Source organism: Shewanella sp. 4_MG-2023, assembly GCF_030548015.1.
Lineage (GTDB): Bacteria > Pseudomonadota > Gammaproteobacteria > Enterobacterales > Shewanellaceae > Shewanella.
Genome location: NZ_JAUORL010000001.1, coordinates 26,594 through 47,927 on the forward strand (window position 1 = coordinate 26,594; position 21,334 = coordinate 47,927).

The 21,334-nt window shown below is 42.1% G+C and carries 18 protein-coding genes; 10 read left to right on the forward strand and 8 right to left on the reverse strand.

The genetic code is table 11. From position 1 onward, the window contains the following. Positions 1-43: 43 nt before the first annotated feature. From rimI to Q4546_RS00160, 3 genes are all read right to left on the reverse strand, one after another. Complete coding sequence (rimI, locus tag Q4546_RS00150; protein WP_241901127.1) at positions 44-451, reverse strand: ribosomal protein S18-alanine N-acetyltransferase; 408 nt, start codon at positions 449-451, stop codon at positions 44-46. 165 nt (positions 452-616) lie between these two features. Further along, on the reverse strand, positions 617-982 hold the full coding sequence (locus tag Q4546_RS00155; RefSeq protein ID WP_102439005.1) for a hypothetical protein: 366 nt from the start codon (positions 980-982) through the stop codon (positions 617-619). Positions 983-1,210: 228 nt separating this feature from the next. Then, complete coding sequence (locus Q4546_RS00160) at positions 1,211-2,062, reverse strand: GGDEF domain-containing protein (RefSeq protein ID WP_303445455.1); 852 nt, start codon at positions 2,060-2,062, stop codon at positions 1,211-1,213. 383 nt (positions 2,063-2,445) lie between these two features. On the opposite strand from Q4546_RS00160, the gene Q4546_RS00165 reads away from it, so the two are divergent. The 4 genes from Q4546_RS00165 to Q4546_RS00180 all read left to right on the forward strand — a co-directional run bounded on the left by Q4546_RS00165 (position 2,446) and on the right by Q4546_RS00180 (position 8,686). Continuing rightward, the gene (locus tag Q4546_RS00165; RefSeq protein WP_102520815.1) at positions 2,446-4,101 is read left to right on the forward strand and encodes an amidohydrolase; all 1,656 of its coding nucleotides are present in this window, start codon (positions 2,446-2,448) and stop codon (positions 4,099-4,101) included. A 268-nt stretch (positions 4,102-4,369) separates the two neighbouring features. Next, positions 4,370-5,074, forward strand: a complete 705-nt coding sequence (locus Q4546_RS00170; protein WP_102439169.1) for an oxidative stress defense protein — start codon at positions 4,370-4,372, stop codon at positions 5,072-5,074. Positions 5,075-5,309: 235 nt separating this feature from the next. Next, positions 5,310-6,242: a dihydroorotate oxidase gene (locus Q4546_RS00175; RefSeq protein ID WP_102439011.1), complete on the forward strand. Its 933-nt coding sequence runs from the start codon at positions 5,310-5,312 to the stop codon at positions 6,240-6,242. Between the two features lie 275 nt (positions 6,243-6,517). Then, positions 6,518-8,686 (forward strand): cation:dicarboxylase symporter family transporter, encoded by a 2,169-nt coding sequence (locus tag Q4546_RS00180; protein ID WP_303445456.1) that lies wholly within the window; start codon positions 6,518-6,520, stop codon positions 8,684-8,686. A gap of 58 nt (positions 8,687-8,744) precedes the next feature. Here Q4546_RS00180 and Q4546_RS00185 read toward each other — a convergent pair whose 3' ends face one another. The 3 genes from Q4546_RS00185 to Q4546_RS00195 form a co-directional block, all read right to left on the reverse strand. After that, complete coding sequence (locus tag Q4546_RS00185; RefSeq protein WP_303445457.1) at positions 8,745-10,103, reverse strand: amidohydrolase family protein; 1,359 nt, start codon at positions 10,101-10,103, stop codon at positions 8,745-8,747. A gap of 227 nt (positions 10,104-10,330) precedes the next feature. Further along, positions 10,331-10,912: a hypothetical protein gene (locus tag Q4546_RS00190; protein ID WP_303445458.1), complete on the reverse strand. Its 582-nt coding sequence runs from the start codon at positions 10,910-10,912 to the stop codon at positions 10,331-10,333. Positions 10,913-11,157: 245 nt separating this feature from the next. Next, complete coding sequence (locus Q4546_RS00195) at positions 11,158-13,395, reverse strand: acyl-CoA dehydrogenase (protein WP_102439019.1); 2,238 nt, start codon at positions 13,393-13,395, stop codon at positions 11,158-11,160. A gap of 313 nt (positions 13,396-13,708) precedes the next feature. Between Q4546_RS00195 and Q4546_RS00200 the strand changes: the two genes are divergently transcribed. Together Q4546_RS00200 and Q4546_RS00205 are read left to right on the forward strand one after the other, a co-directional pair. Then, complete coding sequence (locus Q4546_RS00200) at positions 13,709-14,356, forward strand: SOS response-associated peptidase family protein (protein WP_102439021.1); 648 nt, start codon at positions 13,709-13,711, stop codon at positions 14,354-14,356. Positions 14,357-14,741: 385 nt separating this feature from the next. Continuing rightward, positions 14,742-14,972 (forward strand): cytochrome c3 family protein, encoded by a 231-nt coding sequence (locus tag Q4546_RS00205; protein ID WP_102439023.1) that lies wholly within the window; start codon positions 14,742-14,744, stop codon positions 14,970-14,972. Positions 14,973-15,120: 148 nt separating this feature from the next. On the opposite strand, the gene Q4546_RS00210 is transcribed toward Q4546_RS00205, so the two are convergent. Beyond that, a complete protein-coding gene (locus Q4546_RS00210) occupies positions 15,121-15,792 on the reverse strand; it encodes a DsbA family protein (RefSeq protein WP_303445459.1) in 672 nt (223 codons plus the stop codon). 148 nt (positions 15,793-15,940) lie between these two features. Here Q4546_RS00210 and Q4546_RS00215 point away from each other — a divergent pair, with 148 nt between their 5' ends. The 4 genes from Q4546_RS00215 (at position 15,941) to Q4546_RS00230 (ending at position 20,326) form a co-directional block, all read left to right on the forward strand. Continuing rightward, positions 15,941-16,219 carry a peptidylprolyl isomerase gene (locus Q4546_RS00215; RefSeq protein WP_102439027.1) on the forward strand — a complete coding sequence of 93 codons (279 nt, stop codon included), beginning with the start codon at positions 15,941-15,943 and terminating at the stop codon, positions 16,217-16,219. A gap of 95 nt (positions 16,220-16,314) precedes the next feature. Further along, positions 16,315-16,956 carry a sulfotransferase family protein gene (locus Q4546_RS00220; protein WP_303445460.1) on the forward strand — a complete coding sequence of 214 codons (642 nt, stop codon included), beginning with the start codon at positions 16,315-16,317 and terminating at the stop codon, positions 16,954-16,956. A 144-nt stretch (positions 16,957-17,100) separates the two neighbouring features. After that, positions 17,101-17,841 (forward strand): DUF2057 domain-containing protein, encoded by a 741-nt coding sequence (locus Q4546_RS00225; protein ID WP_303445461.1) that lies wholly within the window; start codon positions 17,101-17,103, stop codon positions 17,839-17,841. 127 nt (positions 17,842-17,968) lie between these two features. Then, entirely contained in the window at positions 17,969-20,326 is a 2,358-nt protein-coding gene (locus Q4546_RS00230) for a penicillin acylase family protein (RefSeq protein WP_303445462.1), read from the forward strand. On the opposite strand, the gene Q4546_RS00235 is transcribed toward Q4546_RS00230, so the two are convergent. Continuing rightward, positions 20,323-21,291, reverse strand: coding sequence for a TDT family transporter (locus Q4546_RS00235; RefSeq protein ID WP_303445463.1), 969 nt, complete (start codon positions 21,289-21,291; stop codon positions 20,323-20,325). The two genes, Q4546_RS00230 and Q4546_RS00235, sit on opposite strands and share 4 nt — an antisense overlap. Between the last annotated feature and the right edge of the window lie 43 nt (positions 21,292-21,334).

The following is a 21,334-nucleotide window of genomic DNA, read 5'->3' on the forward strand; positions in this document are numbered from 1 at the left end:
TTTAACAATATTAATTTACTCAGCATATGATTCATTCAGTCATTTATTCTGGCAATAACCTGTAATCCATCAAGATAGCATCTTCACGGCCAGTTACGCTTGGGTAATAACCCGTGCGGCGACCTGCTTCAACAAAACCTAATGTATTATACAAGCCAATTGCAGCAAGATTAGACTGTCGAACCTCCAACATCACCACCACTGCCTGTTTCACTTTAGCATCATAGATAACATGATTAAGTAGCTGCTTTCCTAGACCCTTTCCTTGTTGATTCGGCGCAATACAAATATCTAATAACGTCAGCTCATCGACAATTTGCTGCACAATGGCAAAACCAATAAGCTCATCTTTATCAAAGACTCCATAAACGCGATATAAGCGGCCAAAACAGTCTTCTAAGCTTGCTAAACTCCAAGGGTGAGAATGTGCAGCAGACTCAATTTCAAACATTGCAGCTGTGTTTTCAGGAGATAATAACGAAATTGTTAAACTTGTTTGAGGAGAAGCTGAAGTCATAAGGTTTCTTCAATAGTGGAAGTTTGAATAATCGAAGCTTTAAATAATCGAAGCTTTAAATAATCACTGTTTTATATCGTCAATGTCAGTAACTAAATTCTAAGCTGACTTATCTGTATCAATCGAAGCCGTTTTATCAAGCTGCAAACCAAGCTGTTGCCACAGGTCTCTCTTACCTTGATGGCCTTGCAATAACGCCTCAATAGGATCGGTAATAATCCAAGCCACTCGTGGACGGACGCGCATTTTGCGCATATCCCAAATCACCTGCATGCCTTTGACCATTTCAGTATCAAACTCACATTGTGACTCATCAATATGTAATAGCGACAACACGCTTTTAACCAAACTATGCTGGCTAATATCATCACCGTCATCATGAATAATTAAATACGGCTTGCCTTGGCTATCAGCGCTGCGCCAACGGGTTACGCCCATGGCATCTAAAAAAGCTGATTTTTCCATAGTAATTCTCTATCAATGATCTCGTCACTAGAATAGCAGTTCATTAACCACAATGTGAGAGCAAATCAGCTTGAGCGGGTAGATTTAATCCAATTAAAGCCTTAACAACAAAAAACCGCAATAATTTAAAAACCTTGGTAAATACATATCTGGTTAATAGGAGCCCTAGGTTCTTCAGAATGAGCGATATTCACCACTCGCGATTCTAGTTTTAAGAATAATGATCCCTTAACTCTTTTCAACATCTAAAACAGATTCAGGTAGTGTGGTTGTCGGTAGATGAGATTGATAATACTGATGGGGCATTTCATTCTTTTTTGCGTGATACATGGCGATATCGGCATACTTAATTAAGGTTTTGCTATCTTGCCCATCCTCTGGATACTGAGAAATTCCAATACTGGCGGCAATGACAATCAAATGTCCAGCACAAGGAATGTCAATTAATAGTGCAGTTTCAATATCTTTCGCCACATCAGAAATATTCAGAGTGGCGGTATCAGGAATAATAATCGCAAATTCATCACCGCCAATACGGGCCGTTAAGCTATTTTCAGGTACGACTTGCAAGATCCGCTGGGCAATCACTGTTAAAATTCGGTCCCCTTCTGGATGCCCAAACGTGTCATTAATCATTTTAAAATTGTTAATGTCTAACATTAAGCAATAAAAACCTTCACTTTTTAGCGCTAACATTTGATCCATATGGCGATAAAAGTGCTGACGATTGGCTAATGTGGTTAACAAATCATGGTTCGCTTGATGGTGCTTTTGCTGCAATAACACATCAATATCCATAATTGTTTGCTTACTTAGGTTCGTCACCAAGTACACAAAACCGCCGCCAGCGAAGAAAATACCAGCCACCACTAATTGTATAAAATCAATCTCACTGGTAGAGCTAAATAATAAAGATAAATAACTGAGGTAACTGACAATAAATAATCCAATTAACAATAACAGCGTCAACCAGCCTTTATTACTAAACTGAGAATAAGCACAGATGACATAAGCTGGGCGTAACGATAACACCAGCCCGATGCTTCCAACCAGCACCAAAAATAAAGCAACATAATCCATAGCACACCCAAACAGTTGTCAAAATCACATTCGATTCATTTTATTCAGTTCTCGAAGCTCTTTGCCATAAAAGACATTGGCGTTGGAATTCACTGAAACCGATAAGGTTAATTAATATAAATATTGTTATATATTAACCTATTACATAATTTAAAGTATACCAGTTCATCGCAACCATCGATATTCAAGGTTTAGCCAACGGCCTACTAAATAAAGAGGGAGCATTGCGCTTTCGAGATGAATATTAACCACCAAAGTGCTACAGCCCTAGAGTCAAAGGTCTCTTTTCAAAACAAAGCAGTTAACATTTTGGTAACAGTGTGGCATTTTGTATTTAAGATACGCTAAAAACACAAATAATAAGAACATGGACCGGTTTAATCATGCTTAAGAACTATAAATTACTATTACTTACTTGCCTTTGCCTTCCCCCGTTAACAAGCCTTGCCCAAAGTAAACTTATCAATAATATCAATGGCTACACTGTCAGTAATGGTAAATTAGTTGAGTTTAAGGCATTACAATTTAACGGCGATGTCATTGAAAAAATCTACCTTGAAAATGAACATCTTCCCTACAGTACTAACACCAGTATTGTAAGAATTGATGGACAAGGCAAAACCTTACTACCAGGCCTTATCGATGCGCATGGTCATGTTTTAAGCTATGGATTAAGCCTGATGCGAGCCCAGTTACGTGGCAGCGTGACTGAACAACAAGCCGTTGAAACTGTTGTAGCATTTAGGCAATTACAACCAACAATGCAATGGATACAAGGACGCGGCTGGAACCAAGTGTTATGGCCACAACAAAACTTTCCCGTGGCTGCATCACTGGATAAAGTCTTTCCCGATACCCCTGTATGGTTAGTTCGCATTGATGGCCATGCTGGCTGGGCAAATAGCGCTGCGATGAAAATCGCTGGTATTAGCTCTGCCACCACCAGCCCTGAAGGTGGTGAAATTATCAAATATGCTGATGGTCAGCCGACAGGGGTATTTATTGATAATGCCATGAGCCTGATCACTACTAAAATCCCACAACCTTCTATCGACGAGCAACAAGAAATACTGCTAACAGCTCTTACTTCGCTGGCTAAGCAGGGATTAACAAGTGTCCATGATGCAGGTATTGGCAGTGACACTATCGCGGCTTATCAGGCACTTGATTATGCCGATAAACTGCCAATTCGCGTGTACGCCATGATAGATGCTCAAGACCCTGAATTTGACAAGATGATGCAGGCAGGACCGATGGCTTCTGGCTCAGATAAATTACACATCAGCAGCGTAAAAATATCCGCCGACGGCGCCCTTGGCAGTCGCGGCGCTGCATTGATTGAAGACTATAGCGATTTAGCTGGCCATAAAGGTTTATTACTCTATTCTGAAAAAGAGTTGGGCGATACGATTCAACAAGCGATGGATGCAGGCTTTCAGGTCAATACCCATGCCATTGGCGATAATGCCAATCAAATAGTGTTGGATCACTACCAAGCCAATATCGCCGCAAGTAACAGCCGTCATTTACGCCATCGAATTGAACATGCCCAAGTGTTGCAATTAGCCGATATTCCACGTTTTGCGCAACTCAATGTTATCGCATCAATGCAAGCAACCCATGCCACAAGTGATAAAAACATGGCATTAGACCGAATTGGTAATGCCCGTATAAAAGGCGCCTACGCTTGGCGTAAGCTACTTAATGCCAATACGATTATTGCCGCAGGCTCTGACTTCCCCATTGAGTCGCCAAATCCTTTTTATGGCCTGCACGCCTCGGTAACTCGTCAAGATCACGACAATCAACCTGTTGATGGCTGGTATCGCCGCGAAAGCATGAATTTAACCGAAGCATTAGCCACATTTACCACCCACGCCGCTTTTGCCGCCCATCAAGAGCAAATGATTGGCCAACTTGTCCCTAAGCGTAAAGCAGATTTTATTCTGATTGATAAAGATATCTTTGCTATTAACCCTGAAGATATTTGGAAAACTAAGGTGCTGGAAACTTGGGTTGATGGTGAGCGAGTAGAATAACGCCGCAATCATTTTTAATATGCCTAACCTAAAAGCCTAGCGATTAATTTAACTAGGCTTTTTTACGCCTATATTTTGCATTAAACGCCAAACGCCTAAAAAGTGCTTATTAAAAACTGACTTTTCTTAATTAGGTTTTATCGCGTCAAAAATAAAATTCAATAAATTAACCCTTTTCAAATTTGCTCTCGTTTATAGCTATAACAAGGTTACTACCAACCTCATTTATTGTTTGGAGCACGACATGACAACATCAACACATCGCATTATAAAAACAACCTTAATGAATGGTTTGCTAGCAACAGGATTACTATTTGGTTCACTGTCTCAAAATGCTATTGCTGCTGACTATAATTTTCCACATATTGAAACGGTTGGTACGAGCCATTTAAAAATAGCCCCTGATATGGCGGTAATTTCAGTTCAAGTCAGCCTAACTAAAGATGATGCTAAGCAAGCTAAAGTCGCTGTTGATCAAGCCGTCGCTAAATTCATCAAGCGACTCAAGGATGCTGGAGTCGATAAAAATGCGATATCTAGCGCTAATTTGAGCATTCAGCCGCAATACCATTACCCCTCGAAACAACCCAAAGAGTTAGTGGGTTACCGCGCTAACAGACAAGTGATTGTTACCATCAAGCAGTTGCCTAAGCTTAATGACATTTTAGATTCCGCATTAGAAGAAGGCATTAATCAGGTGCAAAATATCAGTTTGAAATCATCAAACGAAACTGCAGCGATTGAACAAGCAAGACAAGCCGCTATTAAAGATGCCAAACAAAAAGCCCAATCATTGGCCCAAGGGTTTGAGCGTGAACTTGATGGTGTTTGGAAAATCCGTTACTTAACTCAGCAGCCGGTACAACCTGTGATGATGCGTATGGCGGCAATGCAAAGTGACACGGCCGAAAGCTATCAATACGGTCAAGTCAGTGTCGAGGAGCGTGTTGAGGTCATTTACAAATTAAAATAGCTATAAACGTAAGTGGCGATTAACAGCAACAGTTCATCGCTGCCTTACTCGGTGGTATAAAGAACAGCGCATAAAGAACAGCAGCATTTATGCGCTCTAGTTAACACTCTTAAAAAATAATCACACATTTGTCATATTTATTGTTTTTAATCAATACCTCTATTGTCCCGCTGCATAAACTACCTCGCAATTTACACATGCTTTTTTATTGTTTATTCCACCAAGAGGACGCTTCATGAACATCGATTTATCCACTGAAATTGCTGGTATTAGCTTAGACAGTTACTTAATGAATGCCTCTGGCCCCAAGTGCACCACTTGGGATGAACTGCACACGATTGCCCAATCTCATTCGGCTGCTGTGGTCACTAAATCTTGTACCATGGAAGCGCGCGAAGGCAATCCTGAGCCACGCTATAAAGATTTACCATTAGGTTCGATTCAATCGATGGGCTTACCCAATTTAGGTTATAAAGCTTATTTAGCAATGGTGCCTCAATTAAAAGCATTAGGTAAACCTGTTGTTGTAAGCATTTCAGGCTTTAGCATTGAAGATAATATTGAAATGGTCAGCGCCTTTCAAAACAGTGATGTTGACCTAATTGAAGTTAACTTCTCTTGCCCTAATATCCCCGGTAAAGCGCAGGTCGCCTATGACTTTGAACAAACTGACAAAGCACTCGCTGCCCTAACAGCGCTAGGCAATAAACCAATTGGGATTAAACTGGCGCCTTATTTTGATATGTCACATTTTGTGGCAGCAGCCAATGTCATCAAAAAATATCCAGTAAAATTTATCACCTGCATTAACTCAATCGGCAACACTTTAGTTATCGACCCGTACACTGAGCAACCCATAATCAAGCCTAAAGGCGGCTTTGGTGGTTTGTGTGGTGATTATATTAAACCTGTCGGTTTAGCCAATGTGCGCGCCTTTCGTGAACTGCTGGATGATGACGTACAAATCATTGGCGTTGGCGGGATAAAAACCGGAATCGATGCCTTTGAATACCTACTCGCCGGTGCTGATGCGGTACAAATCGCGACCTGTTTTGAAAAAGAAGGTGAAGCTTGCTTTGAGCGTATTGAAACAGAACTCGCTGACTTCATGCGCGGTAAAGGTTACCAGTGTATTAATGACGCTAAAGGCAAATTAAAACCGCTTTAATGATACCTGTGGCACATTAAGCCTCTGAATATCTGTATTGAAACTCCCCCCTTCCCCTTTAAAGCCACTGTATTTACAGTGGCTTTTTAGCCGTTTCAAAAACATTGCATATAAATAAATTCAGTAAGATATTTATTGTACAAATTATCCCTAATCCAAACTAACACTGTTAATATTAAACTTGAGCAACAACTTTGTAGCATTATCAAAACATTAGCCTGCTAACGGTTAATGTGAGTTTACCCTCAAGCCCAGATAATAAATGGAACATAACTGTGTTTAAAAAATTACTTGCGATGACCAGTTCAACCCAAATGCTAGTGGCTATGTTTGTCGGCTTTGCTGTGGGGATATTCTTTGGCGAGTCCGTAGGCTGGCTTAGCGCTATCGGTAATGGCGTTATTTTATTAATGCAAATGACCGTATTGCCTTACATAGTGGTATCGCTTATTGGCGGTATAGGCAAACTGCAAAAAAGCACGGCCATATTAATTTTTAGCCGCGCTGGCGCCATTATGTTATTGCTGTGGTTAGTCGGTTTAGTTCTCACTGCGTTAATGCCATTGTCTTTTCCGTTTATTGAATCAGCATCGTTTTTCAGCACCAGTATTATCGAACCTGCCCAGCCGATTAATTATTTTAAGCTCTATATTCCTTCAAACCCGTTTGAGTCGATGGCGGAAGGCTATGTTCCTGCCATGGTGGTATTCAGTATTGCCTTGGGTCTCGCGTTAATTAGTATGGAGGGCGACAATAAAAAGCTGGTGTTAACCTTCATGCATACCATCACAGAAGCCTTTTCTCGGATCACCCAAGGCTTGGTTAAAGTGTTGCCTATTGGTATTTTTGCCATGTCAGCATCGGCAGCTGGCACTATGGGAGTTGATGAATTTGCCAGTATGCAGGTTTACCTTATTAGTTACTTTGCTTTGTGCTTATTGCTCACATTTGCAGTGCTACCTTGGATAGTTTCGTCATTAACGCCAATCACTTATAGGCAGACGGTTAACATAAGTAAAGCCAGTTTAGTTACCGCCTTTGCCACAGGTAATATCTTTATTGTTATTCCGGTAATTATTGCTGAGTGTAAGCAAATTATGCGTGAGCATAATAACTTAACTGAAGATGGCGTCACCCTGATTGAGATTTTGGTGCCTATTGCATTTACCTTCCCCAATATCGGTAAATTAACCGTTATCTTGTTTGTCTACTTTGCTGGCTGGTTTAATGGCACTCCTGTTGATATCAGCGCTATGCCATCATTGTCTGTTAGTGGCTTATTATCTTTATTTGGTAGTGTGTATGTCGCCATTCCTTTTATGTTGGACTTAGTGCAGCTACCAGCGGATCTATTTCAGTTGTTTGTCATGTCAGGCTTTATCACAGGCAAGTTCAACTCTATTGCCGCAGTAATGAACCTATTCGCCCTCACCCTATTAACCGTGTGCTTATTCCAAGGGACACTGAAAATTCGTCCGCCGCAATTAATTAAAATGTCGGTTGGGCTTTTAGCCAGTACCGCGGTCACCATTGTTGTTTGCCGCATAGGTATGGGATTATTTATACATAGCCCTGATATCACCAGTGAGGTGATCGCCAACATGAAAGTGGCTGACAAAGTGCCCACGAAAGTGACTCGCCAATACCCTGAAATCGGTAAAACGCCCACTCAAGCAATCGCCAGCGTCCATTCCATTCGCCAACGTGGCTTACTAAGAGTCGGTTACATTCCCAGTAATGTGCCTTTTAGTTACTACAATAATGCCGGCCAGTTAGTGGGCTTTGATATTGCAATGGCCACTAAGTTGGCGGAGGACTTGAAAGTCGAGGTAGAGTTTATCCCGTTCAAAAAAGATAAGCTCGCAGCGTCATTACAGGCTGGCTATTTTGATGTCGCCATGTCGGGGCTGTCAATGGATATCAAACAAATGGACAGGCTTAGTTATGGCGAACCAGTGCTAGAGCTTAACATCGCCATTGCCACTCAAGATCATCGGGTTAATAGCTTCAAAACTGATGAGTCCATTCTCGAAATGGAAAATACCACCATCGCCTATGTTGAACATGATGATAAAATTGCCGATGCCAAGAAAAAACTGCCTCATATTAATTTTGTTAAAATTGACGGTTATAAAGATTTCTTTAGGCAAAAAGCGCCCAAATACGATGCGGTGGTGATCAGCGCTGAAGCAGGTTCAGCTTGGACATTATTCTTCCCAGGCTACGGCATTGCCATTTTAGAAGGTAAAAATCGCTATCCTGTGGCTTATGCTGTCGCACAAACTAATCAGTCACTATTAAACTACATTAATAACTGGCAAAAACTGCGCCGAGTCGATGGCCACCAGCAACAATTTTATGATTATTGGATGCTAGGAAAAGGCGCAACCACACCAGTGCCGCGATGGTCGATTATTCGTGATGTACTGCATTGGGTTGACTAAATTAACCATCCATTAAAAAGGCTCCTTCGGGAGCCTTGGTGATAATGATTAGCCAAGGTTATTGCTTATGTACTTTACCTGATTTCATGACAAAATGAACATCAAGTAAGGCATCAATACTTTCAAGGGGGCTCGCTTTCATTGCAATAATGTCAGCATGCTTACCTTGTGCTAGCGTGCCTAGAGTATCGCTCATATCAATAAGGTCAGCAGCGTTAATGGTCGCGCTGACTAAGATATCTTGATTGCTCATCCCCGCCTGACTCATCAGCACAGCCTCTTTCGCATTATCGCCGTGGCGTGATACGCCGCTATCTGTACCAAAAGCAATGTTAACCCCCGCTTTATAGGCATTACCAAAGTTGTTTTGCATATCATGACCGACCCTAATCGCTTTGGCTTTAATTGCTTCAGACATAAAGTTGCCATCACTTTTAGCCATTTGAACCACAGTGTCACCCGCTAACAGGGTTGGCACTAAGTAAGCCCCTGACTTTTTAAATAGCTTAATCGATTCTTTATTGGCGTAACTGCCATGTTCAATGCTATCAACACCTGCTCTCAGAGCCGCATTAATCCCTTCAGCCGCATGGGCATGGCTGGCGACTTTACGCCCTAATGCATGCGCTGCATCAATGACTTCTTTTAACTCGTCATTGGCCATCTGCTGGCCTGTGCCGGTATTGGTATCTGACAACACGCCGCCTGTAGAGGTAATCTTAATCACATCAGCGCCATATTTTATCGCTCGACGCGTAGCACGGCGGCAATCAAAGGGACCATCACAAATGGTTTTAGAGGTTAGCATATCCAGTAAGTCAGGGCTTTTCCCATCCACATCACCATGACCACCAGTGACAGAGACGCCGCCTGAGGCAATAATTCGAGGGCCTGCCAACCAGCCTTTGTTAACCGCATCACGAAGCGCATAAATCTGCTCAGGCTTGGCGCCTAAATCTCTTACTGTGGTAAAACCAGCTAACAGTGTTTTATTTGCAAAATAAGCACTTTTCATTGCCACATCGGCATCTGACATGCGTAATGCTTCGCTGTCATTATTGGGCCCTAACTCCCCTTGTAAATGCACGTGCATATCCATTAAACCCGCCATGACAAAGCTGTCTTTGAGGTCAATATATTCAAGGGTATCTGCTTCAGTTATTTGGCTGGATGGAAGCTCAATATAGCCACTATTAATGGCGCTGATTTGACCATCTTTAATCACTATCGATTGCTTAGTTGTCGGCTTTTCACCTGCAACAGCAAGTAACTCCCCGGCATGGATAACGGTAAAGTCTGCTGCTTGAAGCGCAAATGGTGTGCTGCATAAACTCACCAGCAATCCCAGTTTATAGGCTTTTTGATAAGGCTTTTTGTTAGAAAGCGCATTTGTGAGTCTTGAATTAAACCTTGTCATAATTCCCTGCTTCTTATGAGTTAATTTCCTGAGTATTAACATGCCTAACCACAGGCGTGTTTACAAGCTATTCACATCTTCAGCAGCAAATTAATCCCGTTATTTAATGATAAAGTAATAGCTAATACCTTGCTAAGTTGATTTCACCACATAAAAAAGCCCGAACAATTGAGTATTGAGCGGGCTTTTTTCTATCCAACTTTTTCAAGCGTAAATTTTCCCTAGGACTAGAAACGAAAATCAATGCCAAAATACACTTGCTCGCTATCATTTAGGGACAATGACAAACTGTTGTCGTTACCAGCACTGGAACTGAAGTTATGTTTTAAATAGCGAAAACCAAGTTCAGAACTAAAGTCATGGCCTAAATCAAACAATAGCCCTGTTTGACCACCAAAAACGTAACTGCTACTGCTGTCTTGATAACTGCTATCTAAATTGGTGAGTTGAATTTGGTTACCACTTAATCCCGCCGATGCCCCAATAAACCAATTGATATGATGTGCATCGTCAATAGAAAATAGTTTGTCATAGGACACTAAAATCCCTTCATGTTGATTCATATCATCAGAGTTATAGGAATAAGCGCCATAGAGTCGATTACTGGGGTTAAGTTTAATGCTACTTCGATATTGGTAATTAATGCCACTTTCTTGAGTATCAGAAAGCCCCACAGAAGAAGCGCTATAATCGGCATAACCCACAACGCCGCCCACAATGGCCTCAGCACCATGACCAACACTGGGCAGCAAGCAAATAAAAGTCACCTTGAGTATTAACGCCAATTTGCTGTTATAAGCACGAGTCATTATTCCTCCACAAAGTTAGTGACCATCATTAATTTATACGCCCTAGCGCTGAGCAAAAAACGAACTAAGATCAAACTTTGATGATTAAGACGCGCTTAAAATACAGCTTTAATACAAAATTGTGAGCCGGTTACAATTTAATCGACAATTAATCAAACATTAATCTTGCCAACATAAGCCCTAAACGCAAAAAAGCCGCTTAAAAGCGGCTTTTAACATCCTAAACAAGGCTGATTTTAGCGATATTAGTTAGCGATTTTTAAATCCGCTTTATCGGTAATTATGTTCATATCAAAATCAAACTCATCAACTCGGATCGCACGTTCACGCTTTAAGTTGTAATCTTGCAGCTGCTTATGCTCATCGGCTGTAATAACCTTAGCTTCAAGCGCGGCATCCAGTGTTAACGAGAAACGAACCCCAGCTTTAAATACACGCTGTTTAAGGGCCTTTTTCACTTTAGCTAGCATAGGTAAACATGCCATTTTAGCTAAGTAAGCTTGCTCATTAATGTAGTTACCATCACCAGCAACAGGCTTAATTAAATGAGTTAACTGCTTTTTAAATGTGGTATCAAGCTGGGCTTGATGGGCAAGCTCTCTGACCAAATCATCATTCACTTTTGGCATTTTAGCTGAGTAAGTCATGGTGATTAAACGCATGAACTGACGAGTCGGCTTAGATGGGAAGTTCTCTAGGAAGCCTAGTAGTGCTTCTTCAGCTTTACATAGCGCCCAACGAGTCGCGTAATCAAAGTATGGCTTAGCTTGCGTGCGCTCATCTGCTGACACTTTTTGCTCGTAAAAACGAATCGATGCCATCGCCGCATAAAGGTAACTCATTACATCACCTAAACGTGCTGAGATCATTTCAGCCTGTTTAAGCTTGCCGCCTAATACAAGCAACGAGAAGTCAGCATAAACAGCCAGTTTAGATGCAAGCTTGTGTACTGATTTTTCGTAACCAATAACTTCAGGCAATGCAGATGAAGCTGGAGCAGTAAATGGCAATACGCCTAATTTGAATGCGCGTAAACTATTACCAACACTGTAACCTACGGTTTGTCTGAAAATACGGTTAAAGGTTTTATCAGCATCACTTGCATCACTATGAATTGATTCAACCATACTTTGTAAGTGAGGATGACAACGCATCACCCCTTGACCAAAAATCATCAAGTTACGGGTTAGAATGTTGGCACCTTCAACGGTAATTGCAATAGGTTGCGCCACATAACCTGATGCTAAGGTATTTTGTGGTCCACGTTGAATCGCTTTACCAGCTTGAATATCCATAGCAGAATCAAGAACATCACGTCCAAGCTCTGTCATGTGATACTTAGCAATAGCTGTTACTACAGAAGGTTTTAAGCCTAAACCTAATCCTTCAGTGGTTAGCACTCGCATCGCCTCTTGCAAGTAAGTTTTACCGGCAATATCTGCAAGCTTTTCTTGAATACCTTCAAACTTACCAATTGATAAACCAAACTGTTCACGCACAGCGGCATATTCAGCAGAAGACTTAAATGAACATTGGCTAACTGAAACACCTAAAGCCGGCAGAGAAATACCCCGACCTGCGCCTAAACAGCTAACCAGCATTTGCCAGCCGCGACCTATGTTGCTTTGACCACCAATAATAAAGTCCATTGGAATAAACACATTCTCACCACGGGTAGTACCGTTATAAAAACGACAGCCCATAGGATCATGACGGTTACCTAATTGCACACCAGGGTGCGCCTTAGGAATAAGCGCACAAGTAATACCAAGCTGTTCTTTGCCACCTAATAAACCTTGTGGATCTTCAACTTTAAACGCTAAACCGAGTACCGTAGCGATTGGCGCTAAGGTGATATAACGCTTATCCCAAGTTACTGATAAACCCAGTACTTGCTCGCCTTGATACTCACCCATGGTGACGGTACCAATATCAGGAATACCACCAGCATCAGAACCCGCTTCAGGGCTTGTTAACGCAAAACATGGAATTTCTTGGCCGTTAGCTAAACGAGGCAACCAAAAGTCACGTTGGCTATCTAAACCGTAGTGCATTAATAACTCGCCAGGACCTAAAGAGTTAGGCACCATGACCGTAACAGCAACCGCAGAACTTTTAGCAGCAATGGTCGCTACGATAGTTGAGTTAGCATAAGGGCTAAACTCAAGTCCACCGTAAGACTTAGGAATAATTAAAGAGAAGAATTTGTTCTCTTTTAAGTAAGTAAGAATATTGTCTGGTAAGTGTTTACCATTTTGAATCTCAAAATCATCAACCATTTCGATTAATGTTTGCACCGGGCCATCGAGGAAAGCTTGCTCATCAGCTGACAGCGTTGCCCCAGGAATGTCACGTAAGGCGGCAAAATCAGGAATGCCCTGATAAATAGACCCTTCTAACCAAACATCTCCGGCATCTAACGCTTCTTGTTCTGTCGTCGAAATACTTGGCAATACTTTTTTAAATGTTGTTCTTAAGCTCATAGTTTTACACTCATCAGACCAGACTAATAGTGTGCATTACGTCACAAAAATTAAATTAGATCAAACATTCTAATTAAAAATAAACTCAATAATTACAACAACAAAGTAACATTTAAAGAATAATACCAGCATTTCATAAACTTACACGTGTGCGCTGAAGCAAAAAATTTTTAAAAAATTTATACGCTCGTTTGAATTTTTAAAGTCGAGAATGCTATTTAAGCAAATTTTCAAAGCTACTCGACACAAATCATTAGTCAAACTCATGGGAAAAAATGCTACTTTAAGTGAATGGAAATAAAAAGGGGCCGAAATGATGTGTGGCAGAATTGAAATGCTATTTGATGGCATGAAGCAAACACTTGATGACTTGTTTGATATGCCACTGTCGATACAAACAAACCTTGATTTACGCCCAACAGATACTGTTACCTGCATCACTCGTACTTGCCCTGAAACAACCCCATCAATAAATGCCGCAGACCCTAGTAGCACTGCAATTGCAACAATAAGTCACTCGGCAAATATTCCGCCTTTAACTGTCATAAATAGCCTTTGGGGGATAAAACCTAATTGGTCTAAAAAAATCATTATTAATGCCCAAGGAGAAACCGCGGCCGACAAAGCAACCTTTGCCAATGCCTTTAAACAGCAGCGCTGTATCATCCCTTGTAGTGCTTGGTTTGAGTGGCGCGATGAACGCCAGACTAAAAAACAAAAGTATCGCTTCAGTCACGCAGCTAATAAGCCATTGTTTATGGCTGGCATACTGTACCCTGAAGAAAATCAACTGGTTACACTTACCATTAACCCTAATGATAAATGCGCTCAGTATCACCACCGCATGCCATTGTTTATTCCGTCTACCGAGATTAACAACTGGCTTTATCATGATGTTTCGCAGCTCCAGCCATTACTTAATCCACTACCAGATAAATGGATTAAGATCTGTCGCGCCTAAATGATTAAGCCGCTTTCTCCAAAAATTTCCCCCTGTTAATTCTGAACTCGGATAGGGTTAACACATTTTAATTTTCTAGAATTTTATTAAGCAGATCACAACCTTGAGAATTAACTAAGCTAGAAAATGCAAAACTGTAGCTTTAAGGGCAATTTTAAGTTTCAATTAACATAAATCGATAAGATAGTCTTCGAGTAAGGCAGTTTAGGCTGTATTACAAAGACTAATTTAAAAAATGTGCTATCCAATTTTCAGTGTTCTTAGTTTTAAAGTAACGGATTTATTTTCATTAAGATATTGGTTCATTGAGTATGCGCAGTTTGTTAAGGCCAACTTAGGTTCTTAGCATGGGCGATTAAGCCCCTTAACTGATGATGGAGTTACTATGAAATATTTATCTATGATTGCTGCACTTATGTTTGCAGGTTCTGCTTTTGCTGTTGATTGTGTTGATTGTCACAATGCTATCAATGTTGAAGAGCATGCTGAAATGGAAGCAAACATCGAAACTTGTAATGATTGTCACAGCCTAACTGACGCTCACGAGTTAGATACTGATCTACATACACCAGATCTTACTATTACTGAATGTGCTGATTGCCACACAGTAAAATAAGCTCCTTAACCTTGATGTAGCTTGACCATAATCCAGATTTGGCCAAACTCACAAAATCAAGTGTTAAACGCTCAGTAAGAGCACTTAAAAACCAGTTGCCTTGCAACTGGTTTTTTTGTGCCTGTCATTAACCAAAAATAACTGATAGTTACTCAGCTAACAGCTTGTTAATCGCTTTAAGGCTGACATTAACGTCTTTATAATCCAATGGAACACAATAGCTTTGCTGATCAATCGCCAATACCAGTGACGGAAAACCCTCATTAGGTAAAGACTGAGCAACATTAAGCTCAGACAGTAATTGCTGCTGCGTGGCACTGGAGGTTAATTTCGCCCTAAAGTCTGCTTCATCAATACCCAGTTGGCTTGCGAATGCAATGAGTGTGCTGTCATCTGAGGGGTTTTGCGCCTGCAAATAATAGCCTTGTTGAATGGCAAACAGCATTTGCTGCTCTAAACCATAGTGCCTTGCCACAAGGCAAGCCCGACAGGCGGGATAACTCGAACGCCTTGGCTTGCATTGACGCCAAAAATCAAAATTAAATTGGGTTCCTAGCTGCGTCGCTATTTTTTGCCAGGTGTTAGCTAAAAATTGCTGCATTTCTAGTGGCATTGGCACATCGGAGTCTGGGGCTAAGCCGCCTAACAGGTATGTCAGTTGCACCTGAGGCAACTGCAGCTTGATTTGCTCAGCTAATGCCAGCCAAGTGGGGCGATATCCCCAGCACCAACTGCACATAGGGTCGTAAACGTAAAACAATTGCACTTGCTTACGGGCTAATGGCTGATCCACTAACGGGCTGCTGAGTCGTTGAGGCATGTATCACTCATCTGTTTTAAAGGGACTAAGCTAGCTGTTATACCATCAATTCAACTAAAAATCAGAGTCAAACTCGGGCGATTAAATTCGATTCAAATTTTGCCATTAAACAAGGTATAATCTGGCCATTATTGATTGGAGAGTCCCCATGGCCAGAACCGCTGCAGCACTGCACATATTAGTTAAACACAAAACCCAAGCAGAAGACTTAATCAAGCAACTTGATAATGGCGCTAAATTTGATGTGCTAGCAAGAAAACATTCATCGTGCCCTTCAGGAAAAAGTGGCGGTAACTTAGGTGAATTTAAAAAAGGTCAAATGGTACCACAATTCGATAGAGTCTGTTTTACTGGTGAGCTTATTACCCCCCATTTAGTTAAAACCAAGTTCGGTTGGCATGTGATAAAAATTTTGTACCGCACCTAAGGAGTCACCTTAGTTTATTGCGTTTTCGGCGCACATTTAACTCACCATACCCAAGCCTAACATCATTGTTTCTTGAGTATTAATCGAGAGCAATCATGTCCAAAGTGTTTATCATTGGTTTGCCCAGAACTGGCACCACCAGCGTGAGTGCTGCCTTACTTGAACAGGGATTAAAAGTCGCCCATATCGGTTTAACCAAACGCGCTTTTGAAGTGGCCGATGTGGTTTCAGATGTGCCCTGTTTTTGTGATTACCCACAGTTAGATCAGTTATTTCCCGATGCCAAATTTGTCTACATCGACCGACCTATCGACACTTGGGTTGCGTCAATACAAATGCTGCTCACAAAAATGAGGCCAAACCTTGCCGATAAAACCGGCACCTTCCATCCGATCCTTAAGCGCTGTTTCAAACAAACTTTTGGCCCGTTAGACGCTGATAATCTGCTAGATCAAGCGCGTTTAAAAGCTTGCTACCTTGCGCATCAACAAGCTGTTTACCATTACTTTAAGCATCGAGATGACTTTCTATCGATAAAACTTAGCGATAACAATAGTCTGCAAACTTTACTCAACTTCATTGGTATACATGACAGCCCCACTGCTGAGTTTCCACAGCTTAATGTTGGCACCCATGTGGCAAGCTGGGGCGAATATAAGCACCCTAATAAAGTGAATACCAACTTAGCAGGCCCTGAACATCGCAAGTTTTTTGATTATCGAATTCCTAAAAGTTAGTTATGCCTAAGTTGTAACTCAGGCGAGCTTTGCTATAACTTAATGGAACGATTAAGCATTGTTTTGAACAAATAGTCACTGCTCGCTCAGCATCATTCAATGCCAATAGTGACCATACCCACTTCTAGCCATAATGAGAACACCATGAAATTACATCCACTTATCATCGGACTCCTCGTCATCATCACCAGCCCTGCAAGCTTTGCCGCTAGCGTATTAGATATTCCTAGTAGTGTTGATGTATTGCTATTGAATGGCCAACAATTGGATACTGATGAAGTGACTTTGGTTGAAGGTGACAATCAGCTGCTATTTCGCTATCAGGTTAATTACCGTGATAGCGGCATGCAAACGCAATTTAAATCTGAAGCGGTGATCGTAAAGTTTAGCGCCAGTAATGATACCTATCGCCTTAAACTGCCAAGCATACGCAATCGAAATGCCGCCAATAGCTTTAATAAATCGCCCCAATTAACCCTTACCAATAGCCAAGGTCTACCTGTGGAGTTTATACAAGATTTACTCCTAAAAGATGGGCTGCAATTAGGCCGCGATTTTGAGCTTGAGCTCAGCCAGTACAACCTTAGCAATAAACCTGCCGCCATGAGCTTTACGCCGCTAAGTGTCGATAACGCCAATCTCGCGACTAAGCCAGCGTTAACTGCTGCACCAACAATAACCTCGACAGCAACGATAACTCCTGCGTCAACGACCACAGCAGCACCTGCCACTGTCGCGGCTGCGCCAGCATTAGCTCCGACAGTGATGACACCTAAGACAATTGCTCAAGATCAGGCAGAAATCACTGAAATGCTCGATTATTGGTACAGTAAAGCCAATCAAGAAACTCGCGCTAAATTTAAAGCCAAAATTAATCAGCAATGATTAACTAACCCTAATTTATAAACGCTATTTTATAACGTTAAGTTATTTTGCTATAAGCAATAAAATGCTGTTAACAAACTAGTAACCTTGGTTATCATAGACTCGAATATTCTTTAGGGTCATAACCATGTCTATTAGCTTTACCAAGGTGTTGCAATCTAACGTCACCAAATACACGCTCACCAGCCTAGTCGTACTGATCATGCTGGTGTTATTAGCCATTTATAGTGTATTGCGCCTAAGTATGCCCAGCTTAAATACAAGCTTTAATAGCCAAGATATAACAGCGCCTGTCACCATTGAACGTGATGAACTCGGCACGGCGATTATCAGCGCCAGCAACCGCCTTGATGCCTCTTATGCCCTTGGCTATGCCCACAGCCAAGACCGCTTTTTTCAAATGGACTTATTACGACGCAATGCCGCAGGTGAACTGGCTGAAATATTTGGTGAAAAGGCACTTGAGCGCGATAAAAACCGCCGCTTTCATCAGCTACGCAAACGGGCACAAATGATATTTGATGGCTTAACCACAAAAGAAAAGCAAACCCTTAGGGTTTACACTAAAGGGGTAAATGCCGCACTGAAGGCGCAAACTCTGTCCTCATTTGAATACCTACTCACCCAATCAAGTCCTCAACCATGGCATGAAACCGACAGCTTATTGGTCATATTTAGTATGTATCTTGATTTACAAGGCAATACCATTAAGCGAGATATGGCCTTAACCCAAATAAAACAGACCTTTGGCCCCGATATGCTGGCATTTTTAACCCAAACAAGCCACCATCAGGCAGCTCTTGATGATAGCCAAATCCCCTACTTTGACGGCGATATCCCAACACTTGAGCCCCAGCTTTTGGCTCAAGCAAACAGCAGCACAATCACCGCCCCATTAGAGGTCGGCAGCAATAACTGGGCAGTGACCGGAGAGCTTACCAAGTCTGGCCGGGCAATGTTATCTGATGATATGCACTTATCGTTTGCCGTACCTATTATCTGGTATCGAGCGCAATTAAATTACCCCAGCATTAGCGATGCTAAAACCAATAATGTCCCAAATAATACCAATCCATCGGCGCAAATAACTGGCGTCTCATTACCCGGCGCGCCAGCCATTGTTGTGGGCTCTAATGGCAAGCTCGCTTGGGGATTTACCAACAGTTATGTGGACACCGCTGACTGGGTTGAAATTGACGCCAACACTGAAATAGCGCTTGAATATGAGCCGATTAAACTGCCCAGCTCAGAAGTGATGCATACAGTACAAGTCAGTGAATATGGCCCGGTAAAAACCGTTAATGATAAAAACTACGCACTATCATGGGTCGCCCATCAAGACTATGCGGTTAATATGGGCTTAATTGAACTAGAGCAAACAACCACAGTCGATCAAGCCATGGCATTAGCCAGCAGTATCGGTATTCCAGCACAAAATATGTTGTTAGCAGACAGCCAAGGTAACGCGGGCTGGAAGATAGCTGGCGCGCTACCAAGTCGTAGTAATCCTGCCAATGTCGCTCAAACAGCAACTGAAGTGCAAACCCAAGCTTGGCAGCAACCCCAACCCAATGTCCCAAGTGTCATTAACCCACTCAGCCATCGTATTTGGACCGCTAATTCACGGGTGCTCTCCACCCAAGATTTAGCCCAATTCGGTGATGGCGGCTATGCTCTTGGGGCCCGCGCTACGCAAATTCGGGACAGATTACATGAGCAAGAGCAATTTACTGAAACTGATTTTTTTAATTTGCAGCTAGATAATCAAGCACGATTTTTACAGCCTTGGCAGCAATACCTACTTAATCTGCTAAGCCAACAACCCAAACGGTTCGCTGAAGATGTTAAGTTCATCAATCAATGGGGCGATTGTGCCTGTGCAGACTCGGTGGGCTATAGCTTAGTAAAACATTTTCGCGCCGCCATGATAGATCAAAGCTTTGCGCCGATTGAAACTAATCTAACAAGCCAAGGCAGCAGCTTAGCTGTGATTAAGCGCTATTTAGAAACGCCTATGTGGCAACTGATCAATCAGCAGCCTAAAAGCTGGCTACCTAAGCAATTCCAAAGTTGGGATGAATTTGCCATCAGCGCCTACAAACAGGCTAAAACCGCCTTACTTAAACAGCACAGTCAAGATAGTCAGCTAGCTGATTTACGCTGGGGTGAGGTAAATAAGCTCGACATTAAGCACCCATTTTCAAAACAGATGCCCTTACTGAGCCATTGGTTAGATATGCCTGCTGCACAAGGTTATGGCGACAGCTTTATGCCAGCGGTGCAAGGTGCCTCATTTGGCGCCTCACAGCGATTTATTGTACAACCGGGCAATGAGCAAGATGCCATCATGAGCATTCCTGGTGGGCAATCTGGCCACCCGTTATCGCCTTATTATCGTAGTGGCTATCAGCAATATGTTAATAATCAAGCTACGCCATTATTGCCACAAACTATTGAGCACACATTAACCATTAAGCCGCGCTAAACTTGCGCGGATTTTGCCCTTCGGGGTTGGAAAAAGTGTAAATAGCACGCGGCCACATACACCACTACCACGGTGGCTATCGATAATTCTATAATAGCCAGTATCCGCACTTGCTGAATGTATTGCTCAGCCATATTAATGCTTTGCATCCAGCTGATCATTTTAAATAATGCTGTCGCGCCTATGACCATAGGGAAAGTAAACGCGGCATAGCCAGGGCTAAAAGGGAGGGTTAGTAACTTAAAGAAGGCTAAATAAATAATACTGGTCATCAGCACTGCAATGCCAAATAGTAAGGCAATGATAATGGGTGATGGCGTAGCCGTTACCGTTAAATAACCCGCTAGTGATAAGCTTGCTGGCGCCGCTAAAATTGCCATGGTCGGTTTAGCCGCATCAGGCACTTCATGGGTAAATATCAAACGATAAATCATCACCGGCAGCATCAAGGCATAGGCAAGCATGCCAAATACCAAGGCGATATGGGCGACTAATGTCAATTGCGGGTTACCTGAAAAAGACACATCGGCCACGATAATCCCCACCGGCGGCACAAACCAACTTGGCACCATATGATGTAGCTCAAATACTTTAGCGCGGTGATATAAAAAGCTAATCAAAAATACGATATGAAGCCCTACTGCAAATAACCATAAAGCATCACCGACTTGAGGGTAAAAATGCCCAACTGAGTTAGATACTACCATGGTGGCCATGGCAAAGGTCGGTACTACACTGCCAACCACAGGGTGCGCTAAATCTGCCTTTAAGGTATGAGACAGCAATAAAAACTTCAGCGTTAACACCAGTAATAATAGGCTCGCAATAGCAGCGCTGCCCCATTGACCATAACCCTGAAAATCGGCGAGATTCTCCCAGCACCAACCTAAGCTAGCAATCGCCAATGCTAAGCCTGCCATAGGGGTTGGAGCGGTCATTAATTTAGCTTTAGCGATGTTTATCATGGTGGCCTCAACTTAACTCTCGGATAAACCCCTTTGTTAGCAA